The sequence below is a fragment of the Bacteroidia bacterium genome, from assembly GCA_020852255.1.
Lineage (GTDB): Bacteria > Bacteroidota > Bacteroidia > JADZBD01 > JADZBD01 > JADZBD01.
The window spans coordinates 104527-121699 of sequence record JADZBD010000020.1 but is presented as its reverse complement, the minus strand read 5'-3'; the positions used below and the strand labels follow the sequence as shown (position 1 = coordinate 121699).

The window sequence follows — 17173 nt, the reverse complement described above, 5'->3', positions numbered from 1 at the left end:
ATCTGGGAATAAGATTCCCATCCGTATTTAAAGCCGGTTTCATTCTCAAACCAGTCCATCATCTGCTCACTGTAACGGTAAGTAATTTCCACCCGGTCTTTATGCTCCGGGTAATAATAGAAATTCATCGGAACACCGGACTTCGATTTGGAGGTTTTGATATCATAGATTCCAATACCAAGCATGATCAGGTATGGCGCATGAGGATTTTTCATGCGGTAGTGCCAGCGGGTGGTTCCGTCCTTCTGGGATTTAGAAGAAAGCTGGGTACCGTTGGATAAAACCTTATATTTTGAGTCGAATCGTACGATCAGTTCAGACGTGATCTTATCATTCATTTCATCGTACATGGGGATCCACATCCTGTTATCGGTTCCCTGGCCCTGGCTCCATATCTGCTTTCGTGAGAGATTGAGGGGGTCGTTCCAGCCGATGAAATAGAGACCTTTCCGGGGATTTGCCTCGTAGGTAATGGTCAGGGAATCTTTAGTTTCCCAGAGGAGTGCGGGTTTGCAATAAATGATAATAAGGTCACCCTCGTTTTTATATTCTGCCTTTTTTCCATTGAGTAAAAGATCGAGGACGCGGATCCCTGGTCCATCGAGTACAATAGAGTCCACTTCTTTCCGGAGAGGGGTAAAAAAATGAGTGACCGTTCCTTTTACAAGACCCTTTTCAGGCGTAAAAGCAACCTCAAGCCGGAGATGCGTAAAGTCGACAAGCCTTTCCCGCGGAGCACGCTGGTCGTCCTCAAAATATGTCCGGGTTGATTGGGCGCAGAGAGCGACCGGCAGAAAAAAATAAAGGAATAAAATGGGGCGCATAGGCGGGGATATAGAGATATAAAGTTAATACAGTGACATTTGAATGGTGGGAGGCAAAGATAGGAAAACGGTCGGAAAGAGTTGCCGGAAGTATGAGGCACGTCATACATTTTAAATGCGCCTTTTCGAGACATTTGTTTGGAGGGGAATAATTTTTTCTTTATTAATAACGCACCGAATGAGACTATTCATCAAAGCCTGCTGTTTGGTATTAATTTCCTCATTGCTTTCGCAGTGCAAGACCCCCGACTATTTCCCTCATCGCGTTAATGCTCCGATGTTGAATAATCAGGGTGATTTGAACATTGAAGCATCGGTGGGGTCTGGTGGACTGGATTTTCAGGGTGCCGTTTCCCCCGTAAAAAATCTTGGACTGGTTTTCAATTACTCCACCATAAACGGCTCGCATTCTCATTCCGTTTTTGAAGGTGGGATCGGATATTACCGCAGTATCGGAACAAAGGGACTATTTGAACTTTATGGGGGCTATGGAATGGGGGACGTCCGTTCCACCAGCACCGATTTACAAGGAAACAGCTCAACCATTAAAATGGACTTTTCACGGATTTTTATTCAACCCGCCATTGGCCTTCTGGTAACCAAAGAAACAAACCCTGAACGGAAAATACGCGGAAATTCATATTTCGCCACCCGGTTATCCTATCTTGATTTTGGCTCGGATCAGCAGGTGTTGTTCATAGAGCCGGTAATTGGGGCCAGGATGGGATTGAAGAGTATTCAGTTCAATACCCAATTCGGTGTTTCTTTGCCAACCGTGAGCGGCAAGATTGATAACTTCCCAATCCTGGTGAGTTTTGGATTGACATACTCCTTCAGAAAATCTAATAAAGAATGAGCCTGCACAATTTAGTTGTGCGCTTGTTTCTCTTCACTGCTTTTTCTTCTACCGACACCCGGAGGATCTGTAATAATATTTCATACCTTTAATTGCGCACCAGAACAGAAGGACTGCGTTTTTTTCTTTCGGATTAGAGCACATTATGTATAATAGGATCAGGACGTATTTCATAGGTCACCGGCTGGATAGTACAGAGGATGTTTTTGAAAAGGCTAAAATCAAACTTGTTTTTGATTTTACGTTCTTTATGTCCGTCTTAGCCATTCCATTTGTGATCCAGCTCGGAATGAACGGCTACTGGTATCATTTTGCGATCAATATTTTTGAAATTACTACGCTTAGCTTGATTTATGTACTGTTCCGGTCGAATCTTCCGCTCAGGCATATCGGTATCACCTTCATTATCATGGATTGCATCATGTCTGCCGGCAGCCTGATCTTCCAAAACGGATACTTTGAACTGCAGGCCGGTCTCTGGAGCCTGCTGCTGGTTATTTACAGCTTTTTTGTCATGGGGAAAACCTGGGGAAGCGTCCTTGCCCTGTTTGTGGCACTACTCTATGGGGGGTGTATTCCTGCTGAAAACGGTGTCTCTCTCCTCAATTTTGGACTCCCGGAAAACCAGATCCTTCCCACTGCCTCGGTATTCATCATCTTTCCTTTCCTTCTCAACATCTATATCGTAACGGCTTTCATTAATGCGAAAGCAACCGCGGAATCACTCATCCGGAACCAAAAGAAACTCCTCGAAACACAAAAGGAAGAGATCATCTCCTCCATCACCTATGCCCGGCGAATCCAACAGGCGAAACTTCCGGCAAGAGAGGATATCCACCGCCACATCCGGGATAGCTTCATTCTCTTCAAACCGAAGGACATTGTAAGTGGTGACTTTTACTTTTTCAGTGTCAAAGGTTCATCGGTGTTCCTTGCTGCCGCCGACTGCACAGGACATGGTGTACCGGGTGCACTTATGAGCATGATCTGTTCGGAAAAGCTGGAAGACGCCATTGCCAAATGTTCCGGCCCTTCCGCGATACTGGAATACCTTAACCGTGCCATTCGCGCCACACTCAAACAAACAGATGATGACCATGCTACCCGCGACGGGATGGATATCGCGCTGTGTGAAATAGATTTTGCTAATCGGAAAGTCCGATATGCCGGTGCCAATCGCCCATTGTGGATTATTCGCGGACAATCCACGGCGGCTTCTGCCGGTTCCTTAACTCCGGAAGTGATTCCCGCCACTAAAAAGGCCATCGGCGGGTTCACCGACAATCATCAGCCGTTCGACACCCACGACATCCAGCTTTACCCGGGAGATAGCTTTTATGTATTCACCGACGGATATGCCGATACATTCAACGGAAAAAGTGGTAAAAAGCTAACCGCAAGGAAATTCAAAGACCTGTTGATGTCTGTCCGGGAAAAATCCATGCCGGATCAGGAAAAGCATCTGGATGAATTCATTGAAAACTGGATGGCCGGAGTGGAAGCGATAGATGATATTCTTGTGATCGGAGTACGACTTTAACCCCGGCAATTATTTATACACTGCTTTCGCTTTATCCCGCAAGTTATATCCCGATGACATCACCTCTCCGTAAGCACCCGTTGTTCGTATAGCGATGAGGTCGCCGCGCCTGATCTCGGGAAGAATAAGGGCTTTGGCAAAACAATCGGATGATTCGCAAATAGGACCAACTACATCGTACCGCTCCTCGCCTCTCCGGCCTTTCGCGCTCAGGTTTTGAATTGTGTGATAGCTTTGATACAAGGCCGGGCGAATCAGCTCCGTCATCCCTGCATCCAGAATAGCAAAATTAGTATTCACTCCCTTTTTTACGTACAACACTTTTGAAATCAAACTCCCGCAAGACGCCACAATGGATCTTCCCAGTTCAAAATGCAAACGCTGTCCTGGGCGCAATTCAATAAAACGATGAAACAACTTAAAAAACGACTCAAAGTCTATTTTGCCATTGGCGTCCGGATGGTGATAGTCAACGCCGAGCCCTCCGCCTACATTGATCTCCTTAAGAAGGATCCTCCGGCTGATAAACCACTCCTGAATCTCATTCACCCGCAGGCAAAGGGAACGGAAAGGCTCCAAATCAGAAATTTGAGAACCGATATGAAAATGAATTCCGGTGAGGTCTATATTTCTGCACTTCAGAACTGTTTCCATTACTTCATCCAGTTCCCACAAGTTAATGCCAAATTTATTTTCTTCCAGTCCGGTCGTGATGTAACGATGTGTGTTCGCGTTCACATTGGGATTAATACGCAAAGCAATACGAGCCGTTTTCTTCATCTTTGCGGCGATTGACTGGATCACCCCGATCTCCTGTGCTGATTCACAATTGAAACAGAAAATGTTTTTCGACAAGGCGTAACGAATCTCACCATCTGACTTTCCTACTCCGGCGAACACAATCCGTTCCGTATTAAAACCGCACTCTACCGCCCTCTTCACTTCATTGCCGCTTACACAGTCAGCCCCTAAACCGGCAGCCCTGATCTTTTTTAAGATGGGAATATTTGAATTCGCCTTAAGTGCGTAGTGGACTTCAAAGTTGTGCGCCTTCGCCGCCCTTGCAACACGCTGCAGTGTTTCTCCGAGCATGGACATATCATAAAACCAGAATGGTGTCTTCTGTTTTTTAAACGATGGAATATGCTTCTGCAGACTCATAAGGCCTCCGCAAATAATCCGTCATTCAGTGCGTTGAGGGCTTCCTTTTTAAAGCGGGTATCCACGAGTACACTTACGTTATTCTCACTCCCGCCGTAAGAGATCATACGAATCGGAATAGTTGCCAGTGCATCAAAAATTTTCCGGGCATATCCCTTTTTCTCGCCTGAAAAACTTCCCACAATACAAATGATCGTTTGATCGCGGTCTGTTTGTACGGATCCGAACATTTCCAGTTCCCTGATGATTTCAGGCAGGTGTTTCGGCTGATCAATGGTCAGGGAAACGGCCACCTCCGAAGTGGTGATCATGTCGATGGGCGTTCGGTATCTTTCAAAAACTTCGAATACCGACCGCAGGAAACCATAAGCCAGCAACATTCGGCCCGAACGTATGTTAATGGCAGTGATTCCGTCTTTGGCTGCAATGGCAGTAATCCGGTCTTGTGGAGGCTGCTCCGAGATTAAGGTACCTTTTGCTTCCGGTTGCATGGTGTTCAGAAGACGTACCGGAACTTTGCGCTTCTGTGCCGGCAATACGCAGGTGGGATGCAGGATCTTCGCACCAAAGTAGGCCAACTCCGCCGCTTCGTCGAAGGACATCTGCGTAACCGGTCGTGTATTTTCAACAATACGCGGATCGTTATTATGCATGCCGTCAATATCCGTCCATATCTGTATTTCCTGGCTATGCAGCGCCGCCCCAATAAGGGTGGCGGTGTAATCGCTTCCGCCGCGCTTCAGGTTATCAATTTCTCCGAAAGAATTTCTGCAGATATAACCCTGTGTAATAAAGAGGTGGCCCGGATGTTTCTTTAGTTCAACCCGGAGACCTTTTTCAATGGCATCCAGGTCCGGCTCCTCATTTTCGTCTATGCGCATAAAATTCAGTGCAGGGAGGAGAACAGAAGGTATTCCTTTCTCTTCAAGGTAATAATGCACGAGGGCGGTTGAGATCAGCTCTCCCTGTGCAAGAATGGCTTTCTCCTCATTTGCCGTGAACATATCAAGCGTAAATGACCGGAGATGATCAAAATGATTTCTGATCAGCTGTTCTCCCATTTTCAGGAAAGCGTCTTTGGAAAAAAGGTCTTTCACCACCTGTTTGTATGCTGCCTCCAGTGCCGCGATCTGGGCGTTCGCCTTCTTGCTGTCCCGGGAATACAGTGCCGTGGCAATCTCCACAAGGGCATTGGTGGTACCACTCATGGCTGATAATACCACTATTTTATCTCGTGCATCATCAATCAGCGGAACCAGTTTTTTTATACGCTCCGGTGACCCTACAGATGTTCCGCCGAATTTTAGGATTAACATATTACAAATATAACAGGTTTAAGGGATGATCTTCCGGTATCATCCCTCGATGTTTCTAAAATTTGAACGCCACCGCTATATGAGCCGCACGCAGAGACGGAGATGATATTGACCTGCCTTAAAGCAGTTACAGGATCTCTTCCGCATGCCGAACCGCTGTCAAAAGGATGCACTGAGCTTCAGATACCACCCCCTGCCACGGGAAGCATAGCCACGAATCTCCTCGTACTTCTCATTCAATATGTTTTCGGCATAAACAGAGGCGTTCAGACGACGGTTGATTTCATATTTCACCCGCATATCGAGCAGGAAAATGTCCGACAATCCGGTGGTTGTTTGTGCCCCGTAGGGGCCAAGGGTATTGTCGTAAACCAAATCTGTACGGTTTCCGGCGTATTTTGCCATGGAAAAAATACTCAGGCTCTTCTGGGGTTTCCATTGCAGCGCCAGCGTTCCGGAACTGTGACGCCGTGGTAAGCCGTAAATCTCCTGACCGTCCGTCACGAAAGCCCCATTACTGAAGATCTGCACATGATGCCCCTTTGTGTGCACTGTGTCTTGTTCTTGCTTTGGGAGGAATTTCCCGCCCAACACAGTGAGGGACACTGATAGCTCAAGCTGTGGACTAAGCTGCGCGTTAATGCTCAGTTCCATTCCGGTGGCCACGGTACTTCCAATGTTCAGATAGCGGTCACCTTTGTAGTGCATAAAGTTCAGTGAGTCTATAACTACGCTGCCATCCCACAGGTATACATAATCTATTACATCCCTGACTTGAGTCCTGAACAGAGCGGCGGACCAGGAAATTTCACCGGATACCCTCTGTTTTATTCCAACTTCGAAGGATTGAGAATACTCGGGGCGCAGGAATTCGTTGCCCCGTTGAATGCCGGAAAAGGGATCTTTTTCCGGTGTAAACGACTGATACAGGGAAGGGGCATTAAAGCCTCCAGCCCAGGAAAAATAAAGTAAGCCCTTCCGGCTGTATTTATAAGAAGGTCCGAGATCCCAGGTAAAGACATCTCCGAATTGACTGTGATCCGCGTAACGCAGTCCAACGGCCAGGCGAAAATCCTTCATCTTCTCTCCAAACACAGAACCTTCCAGCTCGAGACGGGTAAAAAGGGAAATCGTTTGAGTATGGAGGTTCAGGGAATCAATATCCGTACTGTCCTCGTAGAGCCCCCACATGGAATTAGCGTAGAGATAGGTGTTCCCGCCCATCGACTCCCCCGCTACTCCACCACCTGCCAACACAGAAAGACCTTTGAATTTTCCGTGATACATCAGATCCGAGGAATATGATTTTCCATGGAAATTGTTTTCCATGAATGTCATATCATAACTCCCCGGAGTTACAAGTGAAGAATCGTCGGTAGCTTCTCTTTTCATGGAGGTGTGTCCGGCCGACACAGAAACAGAATGCCGCTCATTAAAATAATGAGTTGCATTCAGGTGAAAAAGTGTCCGGGGAACATAAACACTATAGTTGTCATCATCCTTATACGGACCGTCGTCAATACCTGTGTATTGCCGCTCATGTAGTCCGCCAAGTTTCACATTCCACTTTTCGTTCTTAAATCCGAGAAATCCGTTAAGGCCTATCTTTTCATAAAAGTCTCCCTGCTCAGGATGTTTATATGTTCCCGTGCTCACCACGGTATCCACGGTACTATTAAATCCATGAGCCAGACGCCTCAAAGCGCCCGCACCGATATAAAAACCGGGTTTGAATTTATAACTGAGGTTCAAAGAATAATCAGAGATCCATCCTTGTTCGTGCTTCTTATCCCAGTCGCTGTTTCCGGTATAATTACCGAAGAATGCCGCAGTAGAGAGATGGAATCCGGCACTGTCGGGCACGCGGGTTATAATATTAATAACTCCGCCAATCGCGGAGGAGCCGTAGAGGGTGCTGTTGGATCCTTTGACAATTTCGATGCGGTCAATATTTGCAAGGGAAATTTCAGACAAATCAAAGGTATTTGCGGGGGAAGAAGGATCGGATACACGCACACCATCAATCATGATTGTGGTATGGTTTCCGGCGGTACCCCGGGTAAATACCGTAGAGGTACTTCCGAAATTCTGTCCGGTACCTATTACACTGAGACCGGCGGCGGTGACCAGAACTTCCTGCAGATTTTTGGCGCCCGAACTATTGATTTGTTCACCCGTAATGACCGTTATACTCCGTGGTACTTCCAGGGGGTCGCCGGCAGTTCGGGTAGCGGTAATCACCACTTCATTAAGGTGTTTGGTAGAATCGTTTTCCTGGGAATTTCCCTGGAAGAAGCACAATGCCAGCAATGGCAATAGAATGTTTTCCTTTTTCATTTTAAAGGTTTTAAGCCCTTGCGGGCGGTTTGAAAAAAGGAATAAAAAACGGGAGGTGTTCCAAACCTCGCTGCTTTTTACCCGAAGCATCGATCTGCTTTTTAAAGCGACTCTGAAATGAGTCTGCTTCATAAAGCGCAGATTCAGTATCTGGCAGGTCTCCTGACTCATCGCGCGTCCGGCTTTGCACTTCCCATCCGCCGGGAGGCGAACAGTGTTCAAAACCTGCATTTGCGATCTACAGTTGCGGGAACAGCTCCGGATTCCGACCGGATTCCCTCTTCGTCCCGATACAATCGGGAACCAAACACGGTTGCAATAATAATAAGGTGGGGAGAAACGGCGAAAACTATTTTTTAAAAACTTTCAACACCGAGTCCGGTGGTGCTACCGGACGCCGGGTAATTTTGCTTACGAAAACGAGCACCACTTCGCCTTCATTGAGCAGTTCTCCTTTTTCGTTTCGGGCTTCGAACAGGAAGCGGAGGCGTAAGCCGGGGGGATCCGCAATGGTTGTTTCAATGCTTACGAGATCATCGTATACGGCGGGCTTATGGTAGGTTATTTTAAAGCTATGAACCGGCAGAAGGTAGCCTGTGTCTTCAAGTTCCTTATAAGTTATTCCAAGGGAACGCAGCATTTCCACCCGTCCGACCTCGTAATATTGAGCATATACGCCGTAATAGGCATATCCCATCTGATCGGTCTCACCGTACCGCACCCGTACGATGCTTGTATGCTTCAGCAGGGACACTGGCAGTCTATTTTGATTTCTTTTTCAGGATGATACTTTCCGCGAACGCTTTGTTCAGCTCTTTTGCCAGTTTATTCCATTCCATGCAATCGTCGCGCTGCATAAGTAATATCTCCTGGTAGAAATCACGGTAAAGCAGGATTTGATTCCCCTTCCTGACATATTTCATGGTAAATCCAAAACGAGGATTATCAAAAACCACATCCGGCGGGATATAGGTGACCTCATATCCGGCCGGGATATCCAGAACGGTAACAAAACGATCGGTCCACCTGTAATCCATTTCATAGGGTGTTTTCCGTTTGTCCATATCCATCTGGCGGTCCTTATTCGTTTTGTCTATATTCAGATTAAAATAGATCTCGTCTCCATTCACTTTAAGATAGTCCGGGAGCGTATACGAAAATTCCAACCGAATGCTCTTCTCCCGGTCTGTATAATCAAACGCTTTTACAGAATCGGCCTTGCATTTATTGTTTCCCCGTTCCACAAAGCGTTTCAGGTAATTTTCTTTATCTTCCTGATTCATGCTCTGAAGCAGCTCTCCCATTCTGATTTTACCGTAACCGGTTGTAGAGATTTGTCCTTTGGCTTTGATTTCAAGTCCTTCGATCCACACCCGTGTTGAATCGCTGAAGAAATTCTCTTTCCGGGAGAAGGTAGGAACGGTAACAATACGATATTCCTCAGGGCCGATCCCGATCAGTGCTTCCTTGCCCTGAATCATCGCCGTGTGATAGCCAAGGGGTGCATTTTTGCCGGTTGCATCGAGAAAATAGTAGTGCCCTTCCGGAGAAATCCATGTAGCGATCATGTGATTGTCGCTTAGGGGTGAAGGAACTTCCTGGTAAGAATACGGAATATCACGTGATCCGATCCATGTGAGATAACTCTTTACTCCTGCCATCCGGAGCATTGTTGTGATGATAGATGCCATGTCTTTACAATCTCCATAGCGCCGCGAGCACACCGTACCGGCCTCCCGTGGCACAAAGCCTCCCAATCCATCTTCAAAAGCGACATACTTTACATTATCCTGCACCCAGTAATAAACTTTTTTCACTTTAGTGTACTCATCCGTAACATCTTTCATCAGTGAATCCACCACATGTTTCAGGTGCGGATCTTCCGATTTGTTCACGTCCTTCACCAGTCCATAATACCAGTTATAAAGCTCGCCGGCGCCCGTGAGTACCGGAATGGTTTCCTTTCCGGAGCGGTAGTTCAGCACCCGGATAATCACATGGGGAGCATAGTACCGTATATTCGGTGAGCCCTCCTCCGATTCGAAGCGTGGAAGGTTCTTTCCCTTCCACGTATATATTTTTTCCTTTCCTTTCACCGTTTCAGTAAACTGAACAAAACCGGAAGGCACATTGAAAAGTTTATAACTGATCTCCACTCCTTCCGGAACGCGGACCGAGAATTCGGACTCCGCCACATCCACATATGAACCAAAGAAATGCATGCCGAAAAAACGTGGTTCACTCTGGATTTCGCGGTACGCAAGCTGCGTTCGGGCACCCGGTTTCAGATCCGTAAAATGAAAGCTGATCGCTTTCTGATCGTCATAGAACACGCCGGAGCTCACATCATCTTTTTGTTCGAAGTGGGATACTTTAACTTTTTTATACGATTTTCCATTGGGAACAAGCGTATTCGCTTTAATATCCTTTACTTCTTCGAAATGAGAATAGTATACGGAACGTTCGTTATAGAGAATACCTTTGTCGTTCAGCAGCAGAAGATCGTCAAAAAAGTCAGTAATCACTTTCAACTGACCTTTCTCAACTTTCAGCGTTACCAGCTCTTTTTTATTCAGGTAAATGGCATTCTCTCCCGGATGTTCCTTTTGAAGTACAGTATGATCCACCATATCCTGCCCGCTGATCAGAGCGGGAAGCACAAGCAGGCTGAACAGCATTCTTTTCATATCAAACTTTCTTAACAGTTATCAGATCGCCGGAAGCATAGTATTTCAGTGCAATAAGCTTCCCGGTTTTATCATATTCCTTCCATTCCCCCACGCGTTCGCCAAGAATATAACGGCCCTCCTCCTTTAGTTTACCGTTTTCATGATAATACTTGCACATTCCGTGCAGGTCGCTGAGATAGTAGTTCTCCTCCTCCATGAGCTGGCCATTGGGGTAAAAGGTCTTTGACGCGCCCTCCTGGAATCCTTCTTCCCAGTTTTGTTCCTGGTAAACTCCTCCGTTGGGATAGTACCAAACACGTTTTCCGTGCAGGTCGCCGTACTTCATTTGCTGCTCGAACACTTTTCCTCCCCCGCCTAGTATAGCGGTGATCGTTCCTGAAGCGCCGTCATAATTCATCATGGGTCCCATCTTTCCGCTGATATCCAGCACACAGTAAGATACGAGCTGATCGTCCTCGTACAACCGCTGTGAATACAGGGTTCCGTCGTAGGCATAATAGGAGAAAAGCCCTTCCGCTTTGTCGAACTGATAAAAACCTTCCCGTTCAAGTTTCCCGTTTTCGTAATAGAACTTTTTAGTACCATGATATTCCCCATTTCTATACTCGCCTTCCACCCTCTTTTTCCCGTTCTCGTAATACCAGACACAGCTCCCGTGATACTCCCCGTTGCTAAAATTCCTTACAGAGGACAGCGTCCCGTTCTCATGGTATCCGCGGAATTCTCCTTCTTCCTTGTTGTCAACATAGGCGCCGGTCATCAACGTTTTCCCGTCGGGAAACATCCACCGTGCGGAGCCATGACGCATCCCGTTCTTTCTTGGAATTTCCAGGAGGATTTTTCCGTCGGGACTGGTAGTAGTATATGTTCCAGTACCCAGCGGGAGATCCACCACTGATAATATCTTTCCGGTAGAATCGTAGTTTGTAATTCGGTCCACATATCCAAGGTAATACCGGAACTCTCTTTCCGGATGGCCTGTAACAGAATAAGAAATGGTGGTTCCCCGAATTTCTCCGGCATGAAAAAACTCTGTGGATTGGGGCGTACCATTCGAGTGATAGTACCACCACTCCCCTTCCTGTTCTCCATTTACCATCCATCCCTCTGTTTTAATATTTCCGTTCGAATAATAAGCCCTGTAATATCCGTCTCGCACACCCATGGTATAATTTACCTCGTTCTCCACTTTACCGTAGGGATGATAATTAATCAGCTCGCCGTGCAACTGTCCCTCTTTGAAATTTTCCCGGGCCGAAACATTGCCGAAGCGATCGTAATAAACCCACATTCCGCTCTTCTCTCCGCTTACGTATTCACCTGTTGCTTTGTTAACCCCATTGGGATACTTGTAAGCTGCCACGAATTTCCGTCCGCTTCGCTCACCTTTTCCCACTTCTTTCCCGTTTCCGTCGTAACATATAAAACTTACGATATCATCATTTCTAAACTCATACACCCCTGTCAGTTTTCCTTTCTTGTTATATTCCTTGTGCAGTCCTGTAAGCTTTCCGTTAGCATAGGTGCCGGAATCCTTTGGTTGCCCGTCGTAATACCACGAAAGCCATAGCCCATTCAGCTTTCCGCTCTCATTATAGGAAACCGATTCCTTCTTCTTTCCGTTATCAAAATAATAGACCCAGGTTCCGCTTTCGAGATCATCCGTATATGATCCTTCGGATTTTTTTTGTCCATTTTCCCACCATGACTCCGCATTGCCGCTTTTGGAACCTCCCTTAAAATAGCGAACCAGCAAGAGTTTGCCATTCATATAATATTCCTTCAGTTCCCCTTCCAGCTCATCGTTTACATAATTCACTTCATAATGTCTGGCACCGGATTCATAATAGAGGACTCCCTTTCCGTCTCTTTTGCCCTCCTTCCAGTTCAACTCGGATGAACGAACGCCTGTGGCATAGAACTCTTCGCGGATTCCGTCCAGTTTATCATTTTTATAACTGATGCGGGCAGATACCACACCATTCTCATGGAACAGCACCGTTACACCTTCCTTTTTCCCGTTCACAAAATTGGTTTCTTCTGATAGTTTTCCGTTAAAATGATACCATGTCCACTTTCCCTCCTTCTCTCCTGCGGCATTAAAACTACCACAGGCTGTCATATATCCATCTTTCGCAAAAAACTCCCAGTAGCCCTGGTACAGACCATTCTCGGTTTGATCTCCGGTTGCTTCCAGGTTATTATTCTCATAATACCAGTGTTTTACTTTTTCTTCCTTTCCATTCCGCACCACTGTTCTGTATTCACGTGATTTTCGCAAATAATCTCCAGCCCATTTAGCCATCAGTGTAATCTTCGTCTGATTTTTATTCAGCCATTTGTTAACTGATTCAATATTCATGATCACCAGTGTAAAATGATAAAAAGCAACATCGTGTTTCCGCTTAAACATTTCGGTATAAAACGGCACGTAATGCTGCATAAAAAAACCCTGGTCACCTGCATCGTACCGTAGTTTTTCGAAAAGAAGTTGTGTTTGTTTCGTGATGGTAAAATTCAGTTTGGTGCGCGACTTGTATCCCTTAACCAGCGCCACCTTGGAGCGTATGAGCTCGTCAATTTCACTGAATTTATCTTCTTTGATTGAATTCTCGCTGACCAGCCGGGACTTATCATAATCATACTCTCCACCACACATTTGCTCCATCGTGGTAATAACATCCTTTGAATGTTTTCCTGCCGGCTCAATCAGCAGGTACATACTCCACGCCAGCATACAAGGCACCAGTCTTCCTTGTTCGCCCATGATCTTTCCAAGGAGATAATGAGATTCGGCCCAAAACGGGTTTTTATCAATAGAGATTTTCAAATTCTCTGCCGCTTCATCCCATTTTTCCAACCCATAAAGAGCGAGGGCTTTGTTATGATACAGAATGAATTTCATGGGGTATCTCTTCAGGCACGCGTCAAAGGACTGAAGCGCTTCATTATATTTTGAAAGATTCAGGTATGCCTTACCCCGTAGATTCAGGAAAGAAAAGTCGTACTGCGAGCGCAAGGTGATCCCTTCATCACAAACCTGTATCACCTCCTTATGCTGTTCATTGACCAGATAATAGTAGGCCATTTCGGCCAGTGCCAGTGGATAGCCGGAATCATTCTTGTTTACCTTGCCAAGCTCTGCTATGGCTTTATCGTATTTTTTATTCTCCGCGTATTGAGAGGCGTTCAAAATAATGTTAGCAGAGCTTACCGGTGCCTCCGGCACCTTCTGTGCGTTCAGTCCAAGACAAATCGTACACAATAAAATCAGTGGAAGTGTTCTCATGAAAGCATTTTGACCAAGGTACAAAAACTCAGTCAGAGGAAAATTGATATTGACCATCCTTTTTAACGGTATACTCCGGCGGGCGTGAATTCTTTACAAAAAGGGCATATCCTTCTTCCAGATTTTTCCAGAACTTTTGCAAAACCGGGTTGGCAACCGAGTATTCTTCCAGCTTCTTCATGCCCTTTGCGTCCATTCGCATCGGAAAGATCAGGCAGGGAATGCGGGTTTGACCGGAAGTTCTGGCTTCCACGGCAAGCACATAAACTTCCTTGATAAGGTCGTCTGTGAGAGGCATACAACCGATGGTTACACAGGAACCATGAATAAAAATATCACCACCCAGGCTACCCCTGGTTCCCAGAATTCGGTCGGATGCGTTGGGATAGGAGACACCCAGCGAAAGATGGAAATTACTGTAGGGATTGTAGCGATCAATGTGATAAAAGCCCTCCGGAACCTGACCGTCACCGGCTCTGCGTTTGGGTCCGATCGTACCGCTCGATGCGCATACCGGATATGTCCCGTACAAGCTGTATTTCCCTTCCGTACCTTTTCTTACCCATAATTCCAGCACCTGTTCCTCCTTGTATCCGACCAGACAGATATTCAATTTCCCTGCTGGAATACCCCTGGCATCCAGCGCTTTTTTGATCGCTTCGTATTTGGCGGAGTACGCCGCTTTCACCCTGGCATGCTTTTTCTGATCCTCTCTGAAGGAGGGTTGTATAAGCAATACACTAAGGAGCACCAACAGGTTTTTCATTTGGCAAATATTAACGAACCGGTGTTAACAAGTGATGCCTTTCCGGGAGAAGGCCCAAAGGACCATATCCTAATTTTGATCCTGTGAAAGCTGTAAAATCCATTTTCAGGTTTGTCCGCAATAAGTACGTTCTTTCGATCACCGTGGTTGCGGTTTGGGTTATCTTTCTTGATAAAAATAACGTTTTTTCACAGATGGAGCTCACCCGCCAGCTTCAGAAACTGACTCAGGAAAAGTTGTATTACCAGGAGAGGATCGAAGAGAATAAAATATCCCTGCACGACTTACAAACCTCTCCTTCCAGCCTGGAGAAATTCGCCCGTGAGACATATATGATGAAAAAGGACAATGAAGATATCTTTGTCATTGTGCCTGATACGGTGAAATAGTCCTCGCTCTCAGCCTGTATTTTTCTTAAATTTGCCTTCCTAAAATATCTGACATCATGGGAGCAACTATTGCAGGCTCAACGCTTACTGAACTGCTGGGAGACAAAGCGGGGTATTATCTCGACCACAAATGCAAAGTGGGGCGAAATTCACTTCACCTTCCCGGGCCTGAATTCGTAGACAGAGTCTACAAGGACTCAAATCGTAACAATCAGGTTTTGAGAAACTTACAGTCTATTTTTTCAACAGGGCGTTTAAGCGGTACGGGCTATGTCAATATATTGCCCGTAGATCAGGGAATCGAGCACAGTGCCGGGGCGTCCTTCGCACCGAATCCCTCCTGTTTTGATCCGGACAAAATTGTGGAGCTCGCCATTGAAGGCGGTTGCAACGCGGTGGCTTCCACATTTGGGGTGCTCGGGTCGGTATCCAGAAAGTACGCACACAAGATTCCATTTATTGTAAAGATCAACCATAACGAGTTTCTTTCCTACCCGAACAAATTTGATCAGATCATGTTCGGCACGGTAGAGGAAGCCTGGAGAATGGGTGCGGCGGCGGTTGGGGCAACCATTTATTTTGGTTCGGCAGAATCAACCCGTCAGATTGTTGAAGTATCAAGAGCATTCGAGCGCGCCCATGAACTGGGAATGGCCACCATCCTTTGGTGTTACCTGCGCAACAGTGCATTCAAAAAGGACGGACAGGATTTTCATACTTCCGGTGACCTTACTTCCCAGGCCAATCACCTGGGTGTCACGATTCAGGCGGATATCATAAAGCAGAAACTTCCGGCAGGAAACGGCGGTTACACTGCGCTGAATTTTGGCAAGACCCATGCCAAAGTATATTCAGACCTGAGCTCTGATCATCCGATTGATCTTTGCCGTTACCAGGTGGTCAACTGCTACATGGGACGTTCCGGACTGATCAATTCAGGGGGCGAATCCAAGGGCGCCTCCGATCTGGCGGAAGCGGTTACCACTGCTGTCATCAATAAGAGAGCGGGCGGCACCGGACTGATTTCAGGAAGAAAGGCATTTCAAAAGCCGATGAAGGAAGGTGTGGCCTTGCTGAATGCCATACAGGATGTTTATTTGTCCAAAGAAATTACGATCGCCTGATCTGGTATGAGCTGGTTCAAACGAATTAAAGAAGGAATTACCACGTCCACTCGTGAGAAGAAGGAAACTCCGGAGGGGCTGTGGTACAAGTGTCCGGAATGTAAAAAGATTACCAGCGCGAACGACCACACCAATAATCTGTACGTGTGCCCGCACTGCGAGTATCATGACAAAATTGGTTCCAAAGAATACTTTGCCATCCTTTTCGACAACAATGAATTTTCAGAATTGAATCCGGATCTGATTGCCGGTGATCCGCTTGGGTTCAGCGATACGAAGAAATACACTGATCGTTTGACCGATTCTATTCAGAAAACGGGCTTGCGGGATGCGATCCGGACGGCTCACGGAAAAATAGACGGCAAGGACCTCGTGATCGCCTGCATGGATTTCAAATTCATAGGCGGTTCCATGGGATCGGTGGTTGGTGAAAAAATATCGTTGGCCATTGATTACTGCCTGCGGCACCGAATACCCTTTCTGATTATATCAAAATCCGGAGGTGCGCGCATGATGGAAGCCGCATTTTCCCTTATGCAGATGGCAAAAACCTCCGCCAAGCTCACCTTACTGGCCGATGCGGGGATCCCATTCATTTCTCTGCTTACTGATCCTACCACCGGCGGGGTTACGGCATCATATGCCATGCTGGGCGACCTGAACATTGCCGAACCACAATCACTCATCGGATTCGCGGGTCCGCGCGTGGTGAAGGAAACCATTGGAAAAGAACTTCCGAAAGGCTTTCAGACTGCAGAATTTGTTCTTGAACATGGATTTCTGGACAAAATCATTCACCGAAAGGAACTCAAGTCTTCCTTATCAAGAATTCTCGGTTACTTCATTCATTGATCCCTCTCCTTCATTCATCCGGAAGAGGC

At 46.5% G+C, this 17173-nt stretch carries 13 protein-coding genes and 1 riboswitch; of the genes, 5 read left to right on the top strand and 8 right to left on the bottom strand.

The window, feature by feature from the left end:
• On the bottom strand, nt 1-824 hold an 824-nt coding region (locus IT233_12110; protein ID MCC7303377.1), incomplete at its 3' end, for a hypothetical protein.
• Nucleotides 825-1002: 178 nt separating this feature from the next.
• Here IT233_12110 and IT233_12105 point away from each other — a divergent pair.
• Nucleotides 1003-1680 (top strand): hypothetical protein, encoded by a 678-nt coding sequence (locus tag IT233_12105; GenBank protein MCC7303376.1) that lies wholly within the window; start codon nt 1003-1005, stop codon nt 1678-1680.
• Between the two features lie 145 nt (nt 1681-1825).
• Entirely contained in the window at nt 1826-3220 is a 1395-nt protein-coding gene (locus IT233_12100) for a SpoIIE family protein phosphatase (protein ID MCC7303375.1), read from the top strand.
• A 9-nt stretch (nt 3221-3229) separates the two neighbouring features.
• On the opposite strand, the gene lysA is transcribed toward IT233_12100, so the two are convergent.
• The 7 genes from lysA to IT233_12065 form a co-directional block, all read right to left on the bottom strand.
• On the bottom strand, nt 3230-4381 hold the full coding sequence (lysA, locus tag IT233_12095) for a diaminopimelate decarboxylase (GenBank protein ID MCC7303374.1): 1152 nt from the start codon (nt 4379-4381) through the stop codon (nt 3230-3232).
• Nucleotides 4378-5697 (bottom strand): aspartate kinase, encoded by a 1320-nt coding sequence (locus tag IT233_12090; protein MCC7303373.1) that lies wholly within the window; start codon nt 5695-5697, stop codon nt 4378-4380. Before IT233_12090 ends, lysA begins: the two co-directional genes overlap by 4 nt.
• Nucleotides 5698-5856: 159 nt before the next feature.
• Nucleotides 5857-8034, bottom strand: a complete 2178-nt coding sequence (locus tag IT233_12085; protein MCC7303372.1) for a TonB-dependent receptor — start codon at nt 8032-8034, stop codon at nt 5857-5859.
• A 134-nt stretch (nt 8035-8168) separates the two neighbouring features.
• Nucleotides 8169-8357: riboswitch (cobalamin riboswitch) on the bottom strand.
• A gap of 26 nt (nt 8358-8383) precedes the next feature.
• Nucleotides 8384-8782 (bottom strand): acyl-CoA thioesterase, encoded by a 399-nt coding sequence (locus tag IT233_12080; protein MCC7303371.1) that lies wholly within the window; start codon nt 8780-8782, stop codon nt 8384-8386.
• Nucleotides 8783-8795: 13 nt separating this feature from the next.
• Nucleotides 8796-10721 carry a DUF3857 domain-containing protein gene (locus IT233_12075; protein MCC7303370.1) on the bottom strand — a complete coding sequence of 642 codons (1926 nt, stop codon included), beginning with the start codon at nt 10719-10721 and terminating at the stop codon, nt 8796-8798.
• A gap of 1 nt (nt 10722) precedes the next feature.
• Complete coding sequence (locus tag IT233_12070; GenBank protein ID MCC7303369.1) at nt 10723-14013, bottom strand: hypothetical protein; 3291 nt, start codon at nt 14011-14013, stop codon at nt 10723-10725.
• A 28-nt stretch (nt 14014-14041) separates the two neighbouring features.
• Nucleotides 14042-14779 (bottom strand): L,D-transpeptidase family protein, encoded by a 738-nt coding sequence (locus IT233_12065; protein MCC7303368.1) that lies wholly within the window; start codon nt 14777-14779, stop codon nt 14042-14044.
• Nucleotides 14780-14862: 83 nt separating this feature from the next.
• Between IT233_12065 and IT233_12060 the strand changes: the two genes are divergently transcribed.
• Genes IT233_12060 through IT233_12050 form a run of 3 tightly spaced genes read left to right on the top strand, consistent with a single transcriptional unit; the run spans nt 14863 to nt 17144 of the window.
• Entirely contained in the window at nt 14863-15168 is a 306-nt protein-coding gene (locus tag IT233_12060; GenBank protein ID MCC7303367.1) for a septum formation initiator family protein, read from the top strand.
• Nucleotides 15169-15224: 56 nt separating this feature from the next.
• Nucleotides 15225-16292: a class I fructose-bisphosphate aldolase gene (locus IT233_12055; GenBank protein ID MCC7303366.1), complete on the top strand. Its 1068-nt coding sequence runs from the start codon at nt 15225-15227 to the stop codon at nt 16290-16292.
• A gap of 6 nt (nt 16293-16298) precedes the next feature.
• Complete coding sequence (locus tag IT233_12050) at nt 16299-17144, top strand: acetyl-CoA carboxylase carboxyltransferase subunit beta (protein MCC7303365.1); 846 nt, start codon at nt 16299-16301, stop codon at nt 17142-17144.
• The last annotated feature ends 29 nt before the right edge of the window (nt 17145-17173 follow it).